A 17360-nucleotide genomic window follows, 5' to 3' on the forward strand; every position below is an offset into this window, starting at 1 on the left:
CGTTCCGCGGCCTTCGGCCGCCGGGCGTTTACGTTAAACAATCGTGAACGGCGTCCTCCGTTGACCTCGGTCGTGATCCGTTTATGACTTCGGGCTATTGATGAGGTCGGATCCCCTGTCGGATCCGGTCGTGGTTGCGCGGGGTCCGACCCCGGATGTCGTTGCGAGGACAGGATTTGATGCAGTCGCGTCCGCCCGGGGCGGCCTTTGGGATCGACTGGCGGCGCCCGCTCGACGCCGTCGCGGCCGCCGTCGGCCTCATCGCCGCGCTGCCCTTCATGGCCCTGACCGCCCTGATCATCCGCATCCAACTCGGCAATCCGGTCTTCTTCCGCCAGCGCCGCGCCGGCCGGGGCGGGTCGACCTTCACGGTCCCGAAGTTCCGCACCATGCACGACACGCGCGACGCCTCCGGCGCGCTCCTGCCCGATGCCGAGCGCGAGACCCCCATCACCCGCTTCATCCGCCGCGTTCGCCTCGACGAGCTGCCCCAGCTCACAGCCATCCTGAAGGGCGACATGGCCCTGATCGGCCCGCGCCCGCTGCTCCCGGAGACCATCCAGGCCATGGGCGCCCAGGGCCGCCACCGCGGGCTCGTCCGTCCGGGCCTCACCGGCTGGGCGCAGGTCAGCGGCAACACCCGGCTGAACGACCGCCAGAAGATCGCCCTCGACATCTGGTACATCGACCACCGCGGACCCCTGCTCGACCTGCGCATCCTGGCCGAAACGGTCCTGGTCGTGCTGCTCGGCGAGCGGCTGCGCCCGGATCGCATCGCCGAGGCCGAGGCCTACCGCGACAGCCTCGGGCTGCCGGGCGTGCCGCCCGCGGGGGCGCCGGCATGAGGCTCGTCTTCGTCGGAGCCGTGGAGGGCTCGCTCGTCGCCCTGAACGCGCTGATCCGCGCCGGCCTCGCCCCGACGCTCGTCGTGACGCTGCCGGCCGCCAATGCCGGCCGCCATTCCGACTTCGCCGACCTGATCGGCCCGGCCCGCGCCGCCGGCAGCGCCGTCCACGAGACGACCGACATCAACGCTGAGGCGACCATCGCGGCGATCGCCGCGGTCGAGCCGGACGTCACCGCCGTGATCGGCTGGTCGCAGATCTGCCGCGCCCCGTTCCGGGCGGTCGCGCGCCTCGGCAGCATCGGCTTCCACCCCGCGCCCCTGCCGCGCTTTCGCGGCCGCGCCGTGATCCCCTGGACGATCCTGATGGGCGAGACGGAGTCCGGCTCCTCGCTCTTCTGGCTCGACGAGGGCGTCGACTCCGGCGACATCCTGCTGCAGCGCCGCTTCCCGCTCTCCCCGGACGAAACCGCCCGCAGCCTCTACGACCGCCATACCGCCAACCTCGCCGCCATGCTTCCCGAGGCGGTCGCCCGCATCCGCGACGGCCACGCCCCGCGCGAGCCGCAGGACCATGGGCAGGCGTCCTGGTGCGCCAAGCGCACCCCCGCCGACGGCCTGATCGACTGGCGCGACGACGCGGAAGCCATCCTGCGCCTCGTGCGCGCGGTGGGCGATCCCTATCCGGGCGCCTTCACGGCCCATGCCGGCGAGAAGATCGTGATCGACCGGGCGAGCCTCTTCCCCGGCGGCCGCCGCTACATCGGCATGGCCGGCCAGGTCCAGCTCTTCACCCCCGGCGGCTTCGTGGTCCGCTGCGGCGACGGGGAATGCATCGAAGTGACCGGCTGGCGTTCCGCCTCGGGCAAGCGCCCGAAGATGCACGCCCGGCTCGGCGGAGACATCGCATGATCGCCAGCATCCAATCCCTCGGGCGCACGCTCGTCATCGCGCCGCACCCCGACGACGAGATCCTCGGCTGCGGCGGCACCATGGCCCGCCTCGCCGAGGCCGGGCTGCCCGTCTACGTCGCGGTGGTGACCGAGGGCCGCGCCCCGGCCTTTCCGCCCGAGCAGGTGGCCCGCGTCAAGGCCGAGGCCGCGCGCGCCCATGCCCACCTCGGCGTGCGCGAGACGCTCTGGCTCGGCCAGCCCGCCGCCCAGCTCTCCGAGCACCCCCACGCCGCCCTCAACGCCGCGATCCGCAAGGCCGTCCTGGACGTCGCGCCCGACACCCTGCTGATCCCCCATCTCGGCGACATCCACATCGACCACCAGCTCGTCTTCCTCTCCTCCCTGGTCGCCGCGCGCCCGCACCAGGCCGAGTATCCGCCGCGGATCCTCGCCTACGAGACCATGTCGGAGACCAACTGGAACGCGCCCTACCTGACGCCGCCCTTCGTCCCGAACGTCTTCGTCGACATCGGCGCGCAGCTCGGCCGCAAGCTGGAGGCGATGGCGCTCTTCGAATCCCAGGTGAAGCAGCCGCCGCACGAGCGCTCGGTCGAGACGCTCCGCGCCCTCGCCACCCTCCGCGGCGCCACCGTGCACCGCACCGCCGCCGAAGGTTTCGTCCTGATCCGCAACGTGCTCTGATTGCCCCCTGACGGGAAACCCTCTTTTCGAGCGAGGACCGAAGTCATGAACCGCTGGCCGACCTACGACGAGGAACAGATCGCCGACGTCGTCGCCGTCCTCCGCTCCGGCGCCGTCAACGCCTGGACGGGCCCGCACGTGCGCGATTTCGAGGCCGCCTACGAGGCGCATCTCGGCCGTCGCCACTGCATCGCGCTCGCCAACGGCACGCTCGCCCTCGACTTGCCCCTGAGGCTCATGGACCTGCAGCCCGGCGACGAGGTGGTCGTCACGCCGCGCAGCTTCGTCGCCTCCGCCTCCTGCGTTCCGCTCGCCGGCGGCGTGCCCGTCTTCGCGGACGTCGATCCGGACACCCAGAACCTCTCGGCCGAGACCATCGCCAAGGTCCTGACGCCCCGCACCCGCGCCGTCATCGTCGTCCACCTGGCCGGCTGGCCGACCGACATGGCCCCCATCATGGACCTCTGCCGCCCGCGCGGCATCGCGGTGATCGAGGATTGCGCCCAGGCCCACGGCGCCGAGGTCGGCGGCCGCCCCGTCGGCAGCTTCGGCGACTTCGCCGCCTTCTCGTTCTGCCAGGACAAGATCATCACCACGGGCGGGGAGGGCGGTCTCCTCGCCCTCGACGACGATGCCCTGTGGCGCCGGGCCTGGAGCTTCAAGGACCACGGCAAGTCCTACAAGGCCGTCTTCGAGACACAGCATCCGCCCGGCTTCCGCTGGCTCCACGAGAGCTTCGGCACCAACTGGCGCATGACCTCGATCCAGGCCGTGCTCGGCTCCCGCCAGCTTCAGCGCCTGCCGGCCTGGACCGCGGCCCGCACCCGCAACGCCGGCATTCTCCTTGATGCGCTCGCCGACCTTCCCGCCCTGCGCACACCCGTGCCCCCGCCCGGCACGGTCCACGCCTGGTACCGCTTCTACACCTTCGTCCGCCCCGAGCGCCTGAAGTCCGGCTGGACGCGCGACCGGCTCCTCGCCGAGATCGCCGCGGCCGGCATCCAGGTCTTCACCGGCAGCTGCTCGGAGATCTACCTGGAGAAGGCCTTCCAGGACGCCGGCTACGTGCCGCCGGAGCGGCTGCCCGTGGCCCGGCTCCTCGGCGAGACCAGCCTCGCCTTCCTGGTCGACCCCGTCCAGGACGAGGCGGTGCTGGCCGACAACGCCCGCAAGATCCGCCGCATCGTCGAAGCCGCGACCCTCGCGGGCGCCGAAACGGCGGCCGCCTGAGATGGCACCCTTCCGGGTCCTGGTCTCCTCCGCCGGGCGGCGCGTCGAACTCGTCGAGTGCTTCCGCCGCGCCGCCGCCGACCTCGGCCGCGGCATCGAGATCCTGGCGAGCGACCTCGACCCGGACATGAGCGCCGCCTGCCGGATGGCCGACCGGCGCTTCGCGGTGCCGCGCTGCGACGATCCGCGCTTTACCGACGCAGTCGAGAAGATCGTCCGCGACAACGGCGTGGACCTCGTCGTCCCGACCATCGACACCGAACTCATCGCCATGGCGGACCTCGCCGAGCGGCTCGCCGGCACGGGGACCCGCGTCCAGGTCGGCAGCCGCGAGGCCGTCGCGGTCGCCCGCGACAAGCTCGAGACCGTGCGCGTGCTGGGCGGGGCCGGCATCCCGGTCCCCCTCACCGCCGACTGGGAGACCGTCTCGGCCCGCCCGGCCGCCCATCCCTGGCCGCTCTTCATGAAGCCCAAGGGCGGCAGCGCCAGTCGCGGCCTCGCCCGTCTGGACGGTCCCGCGGACCTGCCCGCGAGCGTGCCGGAGCCTATGATTCTGCAGGAGTTCCTGTCCGGCCCCGAGATGACCGTCAACGTCTTCGTCGACCGGTCGGGGACCTTGAGGACGGCCATCACCCACCGCCGCCTGCGCATCCGCGCCGGCGAGGTCGAGAAGGGCCGCACCGAGCGCCGCGACGACACCGCCGCGATCGCCCGCGCGATCCACCGGGCCCTGCCCGGGCTGACCGGCGTCTTCTGCTTCCAGGCCATCGCGGACCCGGAGCGGGGCACCAAGGTGATCGAGATCAACGCCCGCTTCGGCGGCGGCTACCCGCTCGCCGACCGCGCCGGCGCCACCTTCGCGCGCTGGCTCCTGGAGGAGGTCACGGGCCTGCCCTCGACCGCGAACGACGACTGGCGGGAGGGCGTTCTCATGCTCCGCTACGACGCCGCGGTCTTCGTCGAGTGAGCGGACCCGCCCCGACGACCGTCCTGGTTTTCGACCTGGACGATACCCTCTACCTCGAACGGGATTTCGCCCGGAGCGGTTTCGGCGCCTGCGGCCGCTGGCTGGAGGCCGAGCATGGGCTCTCCGGCTTCGCGGACCGCTGCGCCGCCCTGCTCGAGGCCGGCCGGCGCGGGACGATCTTCGACGAGGCCCTGGCCGCGCTCGGCCGCCCCGCCGACAAGGCGCTCGTCGCGAAGCTGGTGGAGGTCTACCGGGGCCACACCCCCGAGATCGCCCTCGCCGAGGACGCCCGGCGCTACTTCGCGCAGGCCCACCCCGGCCGCGCCCACGCCATCATCTCCGACGGCCCCCATCTCACCCAGGCCGGCAAGGTTCGCGCCCTCGGCCTCGACCGCCTCGTCGGCCTCGTCCTCCTGACCGACGCCTGGGGCCGGGACTACTGGAAGCCCCATCCGCGCGCCTTCGAAGCCGTCGAGGCCTGGTCCGGCCTGACCGGGCCTCGCCTCGCCTACGTGGCCGACAACCCGACCAAGGACTTCGTCACCCCAAAGGCCCGCGGCTGGCACACCATCCAGATCCTGCGCGGCGGGCGAGTTCATTCGGTGGAGGCGCCCGACGAATCCCACCAGGCCGAATCACTCGTGACGTCTCTCGACTCGATAGACCGAATTTTGACTGGTCTCGGCACGGAATGGGCGAACGAAGTCGGTGACTTGGACTGAGGTCGCGTAATCAGCCCACTGTAATCGGAGAGGGCTGGGGCGATCGATCACGAGTTCGAGCGCAGCGGAACAGGATTCGATTACCAAGCGTTTTCAGAGTGTTTGACCGGCCTTCACGTAGGGGCGGCTGACAGCATGCTGCGACGCAGCATAACCTATGGTAACGGTTGGTACGCAAAAATCGTCCTGAATCCACTTGGCGTGTGGAACAAAATGCACGTGACACCACGAGTCACGACCTCTAAACAGGATGGCGTGACCGTATCCGGAGGGGCGCATGGATGGTCTCTGGGGACTGGTGCTCGTCGTCGTCCTGTTCGTCTGGACGATCTACGCTCTCGCCCGACGCAGTCGGGTCGATGAAAGGGCGAGCGAAGCGGCCGTTTCGTACGGGCCGCCGTCCGGGTCCGATGCCGTGCCGGCCCGGTCGCCGGACCGGCTGACCGCGGCGACCGACGCCCTGATCGACGCCCTCGCGGGCTTTCGGATCGCCCACGACTTCGCCCTGGCGCGCTCCGGCGAGCAGGCCGAACGCCTGCGGCTCGAGTCGATCGAAGCCATCATCGAGGCCGGGGGCCTGGGCCGTGCCCTGGTGGTGCTCGCCGACGAGGTGACCGCCTGGGGACCCTCGGCCGACACGGCTAGAGCCCCCTGGTTTCCCGCCGAGGAGCGGGTGCGCGCCGCCTCGCCGGCCGATCCGAAAGCTTTCGGCTGGTCCTTCCGGTTCCATGGCGACACCTACACGGTGTCGATCCGCCCGCCGAGCGTGGCCCCGGCCCTGGACGGCATCCGCAGCCGCTCCGTGGAGCTCAGCTGGAGGGGCGAGCCCGTGCTGGCCGTCGAGGTCGAGCAATACCCGGACGTCGAGTTCGGCCCGCGCCGCTCCTTCCGCACGGCCCGGTTCGCGCCCGGACCCTGGATGGGTGGACTGGTCGCGATCGACTCGCACATCAACCTCGGCCGCGAGCGGGTGAAGCGTGCCGACCGCGGCGAGCGCCTGCGCGCCTGACCGGCCGGGCCCCCGGCCCGGCAGGCGGGCCCCTCAAGGGCTCGGCTTGTCCGGCATGTCGCCGGCTCGCACGGAAAGATATTCCTCCAGATTGGACCAGCCGTCTCCGTCCCGGTCCTTCCACCGGTCCGAGGCGTTCCGCGCGTCGAGCCCTCGGGCGCGCTCCCAGTCGTCCGGCATCCCGTCCCCATCGCTGTCCTGGGCGCCCCGCTCCACGGGGATCTCGGGCCATCCTCCGACCTGGTCGGGAGAATCGATGACGCGCCCGGTCCGCTCCCGGACCGACGCCACCAGGGCCTTCTGCAGCGAATCCTCCATGGTCCCGTTCGGCAGCCGCGCGCCGATCGTCGGCAGCAGCACGTCCGGGAGGGTCCGCGCATCGAGAAGCACGCCGTCCGGCTTCAGGTCGTCGGCCGGGATCATCTGGTCGGGCGAATTGAGCCGGATCTCCGCGGGCACGGGCGCCTTGTCCTTCCGGTGGACCATCAGGTTCCCGGCCGCCTGGACCTCCACGCGCGAATCCGGCCGCGTGTCGTAGGTCTCCAGGATCGGCGGCTCATTCGTCTTGCGCGTCGAGGGCCCCACCATGGCGAAGTTGTTCAGGTAGATCACCCGCGGATTGAGGTAGTGGTCGTAGGCCTCGCCGAACTGGCTGAAGGGATCGTACAGGATGTTGTTGATCACCTCGATCGGGCCGAGCGAGGACCCGTGCGTCTCGGGATTGCGGTCCCGGTTGTGCGCGAACAGGTTCTCCCGGATCGTCACCAGCCCGCAGCCGGGCCCGCTCTTGATGCCCGAACAGGTCAGCGAGCCCTTGGAATGCGGCCCCTTCAGGTGGTTCGACTTGTCGAGCCCGTAGGCCACGAGGCTGCGTTGCAGCGTGATGTCGCGCACGGCCGCCCGTTCGAAATGGACGCTGAAGTTCTGGTCGACCGCGAACTGGATGTCGCAATGGTCGACGATCACGGTCTGGCTGTCCTCGATCAGGATCGCGCTGATCGCATTGCTCGGCTCGCGCCCCGGGCCCGGCCTGAGCTTGAGGAAGCGCACCACCACGTCGTGGCTGTTCTTGATGATCAGCGGTGTGGCGAGCGCCGCTCCCAGCCGGAGCTGGATGCCCTGGCCCGGTGCGGTCTGTCCGGCGATGTAGACGTTCGACCCGACCATGATGGGCCGGTTCACCGTGATCGTGCCACTGACCGCGAAGACGCAGACGCGCGGCCCGCGCGCCTCCGCGCAGGCCCGAAGCGTGCCGGGACCCTCGTCGTCGAGCTTGTCGACGGTCATCACCGCCCCGCCGCGCCAGCCGGTGGCGAAGCGTCCGTAGCCGAGGGCGGTCGGGAAGGCGAGGGACTGGGGGCCGGCGGCCGGGGCGGGGGCCGGGAGCATGGGCGAGAGCGCGAGCGCGGCCGCCCCGAGAAGCGCCGCACGGCGGATGTGGACCGGGATCATGGGCTTGCGTGTCTCCGGGCGGTCGGGACCGCGGACCGCAGCGCGACCGAGGGGCTGATCGCGAGCAGCAGCGGCACGATCAGGAAGCGCGCATACATGTGCGGAAACGTGGCGGCAAGGACCGCGAAGACCCCGGTCGTCGAGAAGACGACCAGGAAATCGAGGCCGCGGTCCGGCCTGCGCCCCGCGCCGAGCGCGGCCACCAGGCCGCCGAGGAGGATCACCATCCAGCCGCAGATCGTGACGAGGCCCCCCTCCACCCCGAGCAGGAGATAGAGATTGTGAACCGGCGCCTTGTGCTCGCTGACCGTCCGGAACACGTCGGCCCCCATGCCGACCAGCAGGTTGTCGGGCAACATGCGGAAGGCCTCGACCATCAGCTCCCAACGCCCCTGGAAGGTACCGGCCTGGGTCAGGTCGCCGCTGCTCAGGGCCGGACCGACCCGGCGCAGGAAGACGCCGGGCAGGATGAATTCCGCGAACTGGACCAGGAGCCCCACCACGAGGAGGCCCGCGAAGGCGGTCTTGACGAAGGTCGCGATCTCGAGTCGGCCGATGGCGAGGATCACGAGGGCCGTCATGAACACGAGGAGCCCGGTGTTGGAGCTCGTCAGGATCACCGAATAGAGGAAGAACAGGATCAGCACGGCCCCGAACCATCGTGGCAAGGACTTCTTGCCGACCGAGTAGGCGAGCGCCGGCAGGGTCAGGCCGATCATCCCCGACAGCGTGTTGGCGTCGCCGACCAGCGACGTCAGGCGGCCGCTGCCCGACACCGCGTCGAGCTGCGGCGTGGTGGCATCGCCGAATTCGACGCCGGTGAAATACATGAACAGGCCGACGCCGCAGATCGCCACCATGGACCAGACGCCCATGCGCACCAGCTTGACCATCTGATCGTAGGGTCGCGCCAGGAGCGCGAAGGGCAGGACCAGGTATGCGAATCCGTACTGGATACCCACGATCAAGCCGCGGAACGGGTCGCCCCTGAGGACGCTGCTCATGGTGATCCCGCCGATCAGCATGGCGCAGCCGAGCACCCACACGGCCATCCCCGGCCCGAGCGGCCGGAGCGGCAAGGTGCCCGCCAGCACGCGCAGGACCAGCACGGCCATGAACAGCACGTCGCTCAGCGTGAGCAGGATTTCGGGCGGCCGGAACGCCTGGAAGGGCGCGAACAGGACCGCCAGCTGGACGAGGGCGAATTCCACGTTCGCTAAGGTGAGCCCGCGCGATCGGCCGGCAGGCAGGCTGCGGTCAGCGGTTCCGTAGACCATTCGATACGCGCCGATGCCCGAAGTGAGGAGGTTTGGACGAGGCGGCGGCCGTGGAACGTGTCCGGCCCCGAGCGTCAGGCTAGCGGGGGGACGTTAACATCGAATGGCGAAGCCCGGAAGACGGCGCCGCCCCACGACGGTCTGAACGCCCCTTGACTTCACGACACACCGTCGTGATTTACCAGTTTGGCGGGTTCATGCTTCACAAGGCCCCGATCTCGGGCAATAATTTGCATTATATGGATCTGAAGCGTGACATTATGACCGGCGCACCGGAAACGATCTGTTTTCCCTTTATCGGCGACGAGATCGGCGGCAGCCACATTTCGGCGATGAAGCTGATCAAGCACCTGGACCGGGACCGGTTCCGGCCGCTGATCGCGCTGCACGACGCCTCCTCCGCGCTCGCCGACCTCCTGCGCCGCAACGGCCTCGATTTCGTCGAGGCTCCCGCCGTCCCCTACCTGAAGGCCGGCGGATCGGCCGGCGCGCGCCTGCGCTCCGCGGCCGCGTTCCTGATGCGATCGGTCCCGCTCTGCCGCGCCTTCCTGAAGCGGCACGACGTCCGCATCGTCCACACCAACGACGGCCAGATGCACGCGACCTGGGGCCTGGCGGCCCGCGCCGCGGGCGCCTCGCTGCTCTGGCACCACCGCGGCGACCCGGATGCCCGCGGGGTCAACATGCTGGCCCCCATCCTCGCCAACCACATCGTGACCGTGTCCAAGTTCGCCCGACCCCAGAAGCCGGTGCTGGGCGTGGACGGGCGGCTCTCCGTCGTCCACAGCCCCTTCGATCACGCGGTCACCATCCCCGACCGGGCCCGCTCCCGCGCCATGATCGCGGACGCGATCGGCTGCGCCCCGGACACCCGCTTCCTCGGCTACTTCGGCCTCCTGATCGATCGCAAGCGCCCGGTCGCCTTCGTGGACGCGGTCCACGCGGTGATCCGCCGTCATCCCGAACTGCCGGTCGCCGGCCTCCTGTTCGGTGTGCCCGCCCTGGGCGGACCGGCGCTCGACGAGGCCGTCCGGGCCCGCGCCGAGGAACTCGGCATCGCCGACCGGATCCAACTGATGGGGTTCCGCCAGCCGGTCGACCCCTGGATGGGCGGCGTCGACGCGCTCCTGGTGCCCGCGGTGCGCGAGCCCTTCGGCCGCACGCTGATCGAGGCCATGCTGCTCGGCACCCCCGTCGTGGCCACCGACCACGGTGGCAACACGGAAGCCATCGACCACGGCCGCACGGGCTTCCTCGTCGCCGTCGACGACGCCGAGGCTTTCGTCGAACCCGTTCACGCCCTGCTCACGGATCCCGCGCTATGGTCGCGGATCAGCGAGACGGCGCAGCGCGAGGCCCTGTCCAGCTACAGCGTCGAGACGCACGTGTCGCGAATCAGCGAGATATACGCGCATCTCCTGGACGCCAAAACCGGGTGACGGCCAGCCGTCCACGGGCTAGTGTCCCGCGGGGCGCGCGCGTGGCACAACCGGGCAACCGGAATTCGATCGGAATACCCTGTCATTGCTGCAACCGGGACCAGAGATGAACAGTATCAGGCTTTCCGATCTGCGGGCGACTCCGCTTCCCCCGGACTTCGACCCGTCGTCCCCCCGGTCCGACAGCAAGGTTCTGAATTTCGCCGACCTGGTTTCGCTCGGCCGACGGCGCCTGAAGGCCATGGCGGCGGTGGTGATCTTGGTGACCGGGGCCGCCGCCGCGGCGTCCTTCCTCCTGCCGAAGGTCTACTCGGCGACCTCCACCATCGTGCTGGAGCGCACCGAGACCCGCCCCTACGACAACATCGGCGGAACCGCGCCGAAGGGCGTCGAACGCGACAAGACCGGCGCCGAGACCGAGATCGCGGTCATGAAGTCGCGCACCTTCCTGGCGCGCGTGGTCGACAGCTTCGGCCTCGTCGACGATCCCTGGTTCAACACCTACCTGCCCGAGCGCGAGAAGACGGCCGACGAGATGTCGCTCACCGAGCGCGCCGCGGGCCTTGCCCGCTGGCTCGCCACCACCGCGGTCGACCCCGTCCTGCAGACGCTCGGCGTCGGCCCCGGCGGTGTCCGCGAGCTGCCCAAGGTCGACGTCATGCGCGACCGGGCCATCACCACGCTCACCAACAACATCCAGATCGCCCGGAGCGGCGAGAGCCTCGCGATCACCATCCGGGTGACCGCCTGGTCGCCCGAACTCTCCGCCAAGCTCGCCAACGGTCTCGCCGACCAATACGTCTCGACCTCCGTCGAGGTGAAGAGCGAGGCCGGCGACGCGGTCGACCTGATCGAGGCGCGCTCCAACCAGTCCTTCCTGATCGCGCTGCGCAACGAGGAGGCCCGCCTCCTCCGCGAACGGGCCTCGCTCGCCGCGGGCTTCGACGCCCAGCATCCGAAGATCGTCAATGCCGACGCCTCGATCCAGAGCGTGCGGACCATGATCAACCGCGAGCTCGAGCGGCTCGCCCTCGATCTCCAGAACGAAGCCAAGAAGCCGGGCGCCCGCCTGGTGTCGCCCGCCACGGTGCCCGGCGAGCCGTCCTTCCCGCGGCCGTCCCTGATGATCAGCGCCGCCGCCATCGCCTCGATGTTCCTGGCAATCGGCGTCGCCATCATGCTGGAGGCCTCCGACCGGCGACTGCGCACCCGCGAGCAGACCATCCGCGCCTCGGGGCTCCCGCATGTCGGCTACATCCCGCGCATGCCGCGCGGCGGCCTGGGCCTCGCCCGCCGGACCTACGCCTACCTCCGGGACCGGCCGCGCTCCGCCTACGCCGAGGCGATGCGGTCCATCTTCATGGCCTGCCGCGTGCCCAACACGGATCGGCCCCACCAGGCGCTGATGGTCACCTCCTGCCTGCCCGACGAGGGCAAGACCTCGCTGGCGGTCGGCCTCGCCGTCATGGCCGCCGCGGATGACCGCCGGACCGTGCTCGTCGACCTCGACGTCCGCCGCCCCGGCATCTTCGAGACCATGGGCATCCGCGACGGCGGACGGGGGCTGGAGCGCGTCCTGCACCAGAACGCGACGCTCTCCGACGCGGTCTACCGCGTGCCCGACCTGCCCAACCTGCATGTGCTCGGGCTCGAGTCCGCGATGCTCGACTTCGACCGGATCAGCACCCAGCGCCTCAAGGCCCTGATGGCCGCGCTCCGGGCGGACTACGACGTCATCGTCTTCGATACTCCGCCGGTCCTGATCGTCGACGACGCCAACTGGCTGTCTCCCATGGTCGACGGCATCCTCATGGTGCTGCGCTGGGGCGAGACCCGGGAGGAGGCCCTGTCGGACGCGAGCCGCCATCTGGCGAACGCCGGCGGGCCGATCATCGGCACCGTGCTCAACGACGTCGATCCGAAGGTCCAGGCCAAGCACGGCTACGGCGGGATGCCGCAGTATTCGCGCCTGGCCAACCGCTACATCATCAACTGATCGGACGGCCCGGGTGGGCCGCCCGCCCGGTCGGCCCCGGCCAGGGCCCTCGCTGTCCGGGCCTCAGAGGTCGAAGGCCTTCAGCACGGAGGCCGCCACCGCCTTGGCCTCGTAGCGCTCCTCCGCGATGCGCCGGCTCTCCCGGCCCATCCGCGCCCGCAGCTCCGGATCGCGGATCAGCTTCGCCATCGCGTCCGTCAGGGCCGGCACGTCGCGGACCGGCACCATGAACCCGTTGACACCGTCAAGGATCGGCTCCCGGCAGCCCGGCGCGTCCGTCGTGATGATCGGCCGCCCCATCGACATCGCCTCCAGCACGGCGCGCGGGGTGCCCTCGCGATACGACGGCAGCACGAAGACGCTCGCGGCCGCGACCGCGGGGCGCACGTCGCGCGTCTCGCCCGGGTAGTCGATCACCCCGTCTGCCACGGCACTCTCCAGGAGGCCCTTGGGCAGGGTCGAGTGCCCGGTCTCGATCGGGCCGACGAGCTGGAACCGCGCCTCCGGATGAGCCGCCCGGATTGCCCGCGCCGCCTCGATGTACTCGACCACGCCCTTGTCGGCGATCACGCGCCCGACCATCACGAAGCGCGGCTCGGGGGGGAGGGGCGAGACCGCGAAGTGGTCCAGGTCCACCCCCGAGCCGTTGACGATGGTCGTCGGCAGATCGGGGTTCATGACCCCGAGACGGATCAGGTCCGCCGGGTCGTCGGGATTCTGGAACACGATCGCGTCGAGCCGGGCGAGCGCCGCCTTCAGGAGCCCGCTCGCGATCCGCCGCGCGAGCACGCGGCGCCAGCTCTGGCCGGCCTCCGTGAAGGCGAAGCCGAGGCCCGTGATCATCGCGTAGCGCCGCTTGACCCCGGTCAGCCGGGCCGCGAGCGTGCCGTACACCACCGGCTTCATCGTGTAGGCGAGCGTCGCGTCCGGCCGGATCCGTCGCATCACCGCCGCCATGGCGAGGAGCGTGGCGAGGTCCTGGTGGGGTGCCAGGCCCTGCCGGGCCATCGGGATCTCGTGGAACGGAATGGCCCGGGCCCCGAGCCAGGCGAGCGTCGCCGGGTCGCTGTCCGGCGCCATGGTGTGCACCTCGTGGCCGGCCTGCTGGAGCGCCTGCAGGAGCGGTCCCCGGAAGTTCACCAGCGAGGACGCGAGGCTCGCGATCACAAGAACTCTGGCCACGTCGATCGAACCTCTCCGTTGGCGACCGCGGGGGAGCCCTGGTCGCAGGTCGCGCGCCCTTGCTGAATCGGGCCGTCCGGCGGGTGCGGCCCCGACCCTAGCAAATCCCACTCACGAATTTATGAGTCGTGAAGGCTCCCATCGAATCGGAGACGCCGTTAGGCCTTCTCTCAACACGGGTCAGTATCGTCCCGCCGGAAGCGGATAATACCTTCGTATGGGGGAGGTCGGGTGAAATCGTGGTTAACGCATCGCGGGCGCACATCGCGGTAGAACGAGAGCGCCAAGCCTCGAATGCTGGCTGGTATACATTAACAGTTAATTGATGTTGCGCTGGCTTGCCCCTGCACTGGGTGTAATACTCCCTTTACCAAGAGTACGAAGCCGCCCGGCGCCGCGCGTCGGGATCGGCCCCGTGCCGAGGGCTTTCTCGGCGCAGGGTGAAGCGCTAGCTTGCGGAGGGTCGGATGGGTGCAGTCGAACAGGATGCGGGATCGGGTCTTGCCGGCCCGGCTTTCGCCTGCGCCTTTCCGGACGTTCGCGCAGGCCGGTTCGCCGGCTCCGCGCAGCGCCCATCGGCTGGACGGGTGTGCTGGACGCGGCAGTCGGACGTCGTGCAAGGGCCGGGCACTCGATGATTGTACACGTGATCACCAACTTCACCGCACGCAGCGGCGCAGAGGTCATGCTCTGCCGGCTGCTCAGGGTCGCCGGCCCCGAGCGCGTCGTGGTCGCCCCGGTGATGGAGGTCTCCGACGATCTGCGCGGGCTCGCCGGCAACCCGGCGGTCGTCTTCAGGCCGCAGCACGGACGGTCCGTGTTCGGCATGGTCCGCGCCGTCTTCGGCCTCGCCCGTCTGATCCGCGCCGAGAAGCCGGACGCCGTCGTCTGCTGGATGTACCACGCGATGGTGGTCGGCGGCCTCGCCACGCGCCTGGCCGGGCTCGGCACCCCGCTGGTCTGGAACGTCCGCCAGTCCCTGGACGACCGCGGCTCCCTCACCGTCAGCACTCGCGCCGCCGTATGGCTGACCCGCCTGCTCTCGCGCCTGCCGGACGGCATCATCTTCAACGCCCGCCGCGCCGAGGAACAGCACCGGACCTACGGCTATGCCGCCCGGCGGTCCGCCGTGATCCCGAACGGCTTCGACCTCCCCGAACTGCGCGAGAGGCCGGCCGCCCCCGCCCGCGTCTTCGGCATCGCCGGTCGCTTCCACCCGCAGAAGGATCACGAGACCTTCTTCCGCGCGGCCGGCTTGGCCTTCGCCCGCAACCCGGACCTGCGCTTCGCCGCGGCCGGCGCCGGGATGGACTGGTCGAACCCGGAAGTCGCCGCCCTGGTCGATGCCGCCGGCCTGCCGCGCGACCGCGTCGACCTCGCCGGCCCGGTGACCGACATGGCCGCCTGGTACCGCCGGATCGACGCCCTGGTCCTGTCCTCGCGCACCGAGGGCTTCCCGAACGTGGTCGCCGAGGCCATGAGCCACGGCCGCCCGGTCGTGGCCACCGACGTCGGCGACGCGGCGGCGATCGTGGGCGGGACCGGATTCGTCGTGGCCCCGCGCGACCCTGCGGCGCTGGCCGGCGCACTGGTCGAGATGGCCGCTCTGTCTCCCGCCGCCTACGCGGACAGGGCCGCCGCGGCGCGGCGTCGCATCGAGGACGAATACGCACTGCCGGCGATCGCGCGACGCTATGACGAATTTCTTCGCCAATGCCGTGCCGGCCGGGCCCCGGCGCCGCTGGCGACGCTTTCGGAAGGAAACGGGAAGCCGTGATGACCATCAGCGCGAGCAAATTCTATGCCCTCGACCGCGAGGGATGCGAGGCTCTCGAGACGGAGTTCTATGCGCGTCTGAAGATGCGCAACGGCACCTTCAAGCTCACCCGCCCGGCACGCTTCCGGGAGGTGGAGGAGGCCTTCGCGCCGGAGATTGCGGCCCGGTCGTCGCGCCTGCGCCAGGTGCTCGACGTCGGCGTCTCGACCGGCATCACCAGCCTGGATCTCGCCCGCTTCCTGGAAGAGGCCGGCGTCGATGCCGACATCACCGCGACCGACCTCTACATCGACGCGCAGATCGTCGACATCGCGCCCGGCGTCCGGGTGCTCGCCGACGCCGCGGGTTGGCCGCTCCAGTACGACGTGCTCGGCGTCGCGATCCGGCCCTGGACGCGCCGCCTCGACTACGTGACGCTCGCGGCCCTGCCCCTGGCCGCTGCCCGGGCCCTGGCGCTCAGGCTCGTCCCGCGCGCCGTCGCGGCGGGCCGCACGCGGCCGGTCCGCATGGTCACGCGCCGCGCCGAGCCGGCCGGGCGGATCCGCTTCGTCGAGAACGACATCTTCGCCGGAACGCCGGCCTTCGTCGGCCGGTTCGACCTCGTCCGGGCGGCCAACATCCTGAACCGGAACTATTTCGACGAACCCGCCCTGGTGCGGGCGATCGCCAACCTCAAGACCTACGCCCGCGGTCCGGGCGCGCTCTTCTGGGTGGCACGCACCGAGGAGGACGGGCGGAACACCGCCTCGCTCTTCGAACTCGGCCCCGACGGGCGCTTCACCGTGGTGGCCCGCGTCGGCGGCGGGTCGGAGGTCGAGGCCCTCGTCCTCGCGGCGGCATGACGGCCGGCGAGCGGAGACGATGACGATGCGCATGAACGAGATCGACTTTCTGATCATCGGGGCGGCCAAGAGCGCCACGACCTGGCTTCAGTATTCCCTGCAGCGCGATCCGGAGGTCTACATGCCGGATCCCGAACTGCACTATTTCAGCCGGGAGTTCGAGCGCGGCGACGACTGGTACCTGTCCCAGTTCTCGCCGGGGCCGGGTGTCCGGCTGATCGGCGAGAAGTCCAATTCCTACCTGGACATGCCCGAGGCGGCCGGCCGCATCCACGCGGCCCTGCCGGACATCAGGCTCGTCGCCCAGCTCCGCAATCCCATCGAGCGCGCCTATTCGGACTACTGCATGCTGTTCCGCCGCGGCACCGTCGACCGGAACATCGAGCAGTTCCTGTCCCCCCGCAAGGCCCAGGGCAACCGCTTCCTGGTGGGTGGCCTGTACGGGGAGCAGATCGCGCGCTTTCTCGACCACTTCCCGGCCGAGCGACTGAAGGTCGTGCTGTTCGAGGACACCCTGAGCCGGCCCGAGGCGATGCTGAACGAGGTCCGCGGCTTCCTGGGCCTGGGGCCCTTCATCGCCCCTCCGCTCGCCGAGAAGGTCAAGGACAAGGAGGCGCCGGTGCTGGACCCCTCCCTGCGCCGCTTGCTCAAGCCGTTCAAGTCGGCGGTCGCGCCGCTCCGCGGCACCCGGTTGTTCCAGACGCTGCGCGGCATGCTCGCGCGGCCGACCCGCTACGAGCCGTTGACCCCGAGCCTGCGGGCCGAGTTGCTCGACTACTATGCCGACGATACCGCGAGACTGGGCCGAATGATCGGCCGGGATCTGTCCAATTGGCTCCACGACCCGGCCGGGGAGGACGACCATGCGAATCGCCTAGGCGCGGCGTGAAGACGACGATTCGCTCCGGGGACGGGCCTTGCGGCGGCCGCCAAGTTCCTGGGCAGAATCAAACCAAGATTGCCTAACCGACCAGCAGTCAAATCGTTCCCGACCTAAAGGCAGTCAGGTGAAAATTCTGAATCCCACA

15 protein-coding genes are annotated in these 17360 nt (G+C 70.4%); 12 read left to right on the forward strand and 3 right to left on the reverse strand.

The window, feature by feature from the left end:
- The first annotated feature begins 179 nt into the window (after positions 1 to 179).
- The 7 genes from WBG79_RS03900 to WBG79_RS03930 all read left to right on the forward strand — a co-directional run bounded on the left by WBG79_RS03900 (position 180) and on the right by WBG79_RS03930 (position 6367).
- On the forward strand, positions 180 to 845 hold the full coding sequence (locus tag WBG79_RS03900; RefSeq protein ID WP_337355795.1) for a sugar transferase: 666 nt from the start codon (positions 180 to 182) through the stop codon (positions 843 to 845).
- Complete coding sequence (locus WBG79_RS03905; RefSeq protein ID WP_337355796.1) at positions 842 to 1756, forward strand: methionyl-tRNA formyltransferase; 915 nt, start codon at positions 842 to 844, stop codon at positions 1754 to 1756. The genes WBG79_RS03900 and WBG79_RS03905 overlap by 4 nt, the downstream gene beginning before the upstream one ends.
- The gene (locus WBG79_RS03910) at positions 1753 to 2439 is read left to right on the forward strand and encodes a PIG-L deacetylase family protein (RefSeq protein WP_337355797.1); all 687 of its coding nucleotides are present in this window, start codon (positions 1753 to 1755) and stop codon (positions 2437 to 2439) included. Before WBG79_RS03905 ends, WBG79_RS03910 begins: the two co-directional genes overlap by 4 nt.
- 45 nt (positions 2440 to 2484) lie before the next feature.
- Complete coding sequence (locus tag WBG79_RS03915; RefSeq protein WP_337355798.1) at positions 2485 to 3669, forward strand: DegT/DnrJ/EryC1/StrS family aminotransferase; 1185 nt, start codon at positions 2485 to 2487, stop codon at positions 3667 to 3669.
- Position 3670: 1 nt separating this feature from the next.
- Positions 3671 to 4636: an ATP-grasp domain-containing protein gene (locus tag WBG79_RS03920; RefSeq protein ID WP_337355799.1), complete on the forward strand. Its 966-nt coding sequence runs from the start codon at positions 3671 to 3673 to the stop codon at positions 4634 to 4636.
- Complete coding sequence (locus WBG79_RS03925) at positions 4633 to 5358, forward strand: HAD family hydrolase (RefSeq protein ID WP_337355800.1); 726 nt, start codon at positions 4633 to 4635, stop codon at positions 5356 to 5358. Before WBG79_RS03920 ends, WBG79_RS03925 begins: the two co-directional genes overlap by 4 nt.
- A 277-nt stretch (positions 5359 to 5635) precedes the next feature.
- Positions 5636 to 6367, forward strand: a complete 732-nt coding sequence (locus WBG79_RS03930; protein ID WP_337355801.1) for a hypothetical protein — start codon at positions 5636 to 5638, stop codon at positions 6365 to 6367.
- A gap of 33 nt (positions 6368 to 6400) precedes the next feature.
- Here the strand turns inward: WBG79_RS03930 and WBG79_RS03935 are convergent, their stop codons facing one another.
- Together WBG79_RS03935 and WBG79_RS03940 are read right to left on the reverse strand one after the other, a co-directional pair.
- The gene (locus WBG79_RS03935; protein ID WP_337355802.1) at positions 6401 to 7819 is read right to left on the reverse strand and encodes a hypothetical protein; all 1419 of its coding nucleotides are present in this window, start codon (positions 7817 to 7819) and stop codon (positions 6401 to 6403) included.
- Positions 7816 to 9096, reverse strand: a complete 1281-nt coding sequence (locus WBG79_RS03940; RefSeq protein ID WP_337355803.1) for an O-antigen ligase family protein — start codon at positions 9094 to 9096, stop codon at positions 7816 to 7818. Before WBG79_RS03940 ends, WBG79_RS03935 begins: the two co-directional genes overlap by 4 nt.
- A gap of 260 nt (positions 9097 to 9356) precedes the next feature.
- On the opposite strand from WBG79_RS03940, the gene WBG79_RS03945 reads away from it, so the two are divergent.
- Entirely contained in the window at positions 9357 to 10535 is a 1179-nt protein-coding gene (locus WBG79_RS03945; protein ID WP_337355804.1) for a glycosyltransferase family 4 protein, read from the forward strand.
- Positions 10536 to 10641: 106 nt separating this feature from the next.
- A complete protein-coding gene (locus tag WBG79_RS03950; protein ID WP_337355805.1) occupies positions 10642 to 12531 on the forward strand; it encodes a polysaccharide biosynthesis tyrosine autokinase in 1890 nt (629 codons plus the stop codon).
- A gap of 63 nt (positions 12532 to 12594) precedes the next feature.
- Here WBG79_RS03950 and WBG79_RS03955 read toward each other — a convergent pair whose 3' ends face one another.
- The gene (locus tag WBG79_RS03955) at positions 12595 to 13713 is read right to left on the reverse strand and encodes a glycosyltransferase family 4 protein (protein ID WP_337355806.1); all 1119 of its coding nucleotides are present in this window, start codon (positions 13711 to 13713) and stop codon (positions 12595 to 12597) included.
- Between the two features lie 634 nt (positions 13714 to 14347).
- On the opposite strand from WBG79_RS03955, the gene WBG79_RS03960 reads away from it, so the two are divergent.
- From WBG79_RS03960 to WBG79_RS03970, 3 genes are read left to right on the forward strand one after another with little or no spacing between them, the layout of a single operon-like run.
- A complete protein-coding gene (locus WBG79_RS03960; protein ID WP_337355807.1) occupies positions 14348 to 15490 on the forward strand; it encodes a glycosyltransferase in 1143 nt (380 codons plus the stop codon).
- The gene (locus WBG79_RS03965; RefSeq protein ID WP_337355808.1) at positions 15490 to 16332 is read left to right on the forward strand and encodes an ATP-binding protein; all 843 of its coding nucleotides are present in this window, start codon (positions 15490 to 15492) and stop codon (positions 16330 to 16332) included. The genes WBG79_RS03960 and WBG79_RS03965 overlap by 1 nt, the downstream gene beginning before the upstream one ends.
- Before the next feature lie 19 nt (positions 16333 to 16351).
- Entirely contained in the window at positions 16352 to 17221 is an 870-nt protein-coding gene (locus tag WBG79_RS03970) for a sulfotransferase family protein (RefSeq protein ID WP_337355809.1), read from the forward strand.
- Positions 17222 to 17360: the final 139 nt, after the last annotated feature.

This window comes from Prosthecomicrobium sp. N25 (genome assembly GCF_037203705.1).
Lineage (GTDB): Bacteria > Pseudomonadota > Alphaproteobacteria > Rhizobiales > Ancalomicrobiaceae > Prosthecodimorpha.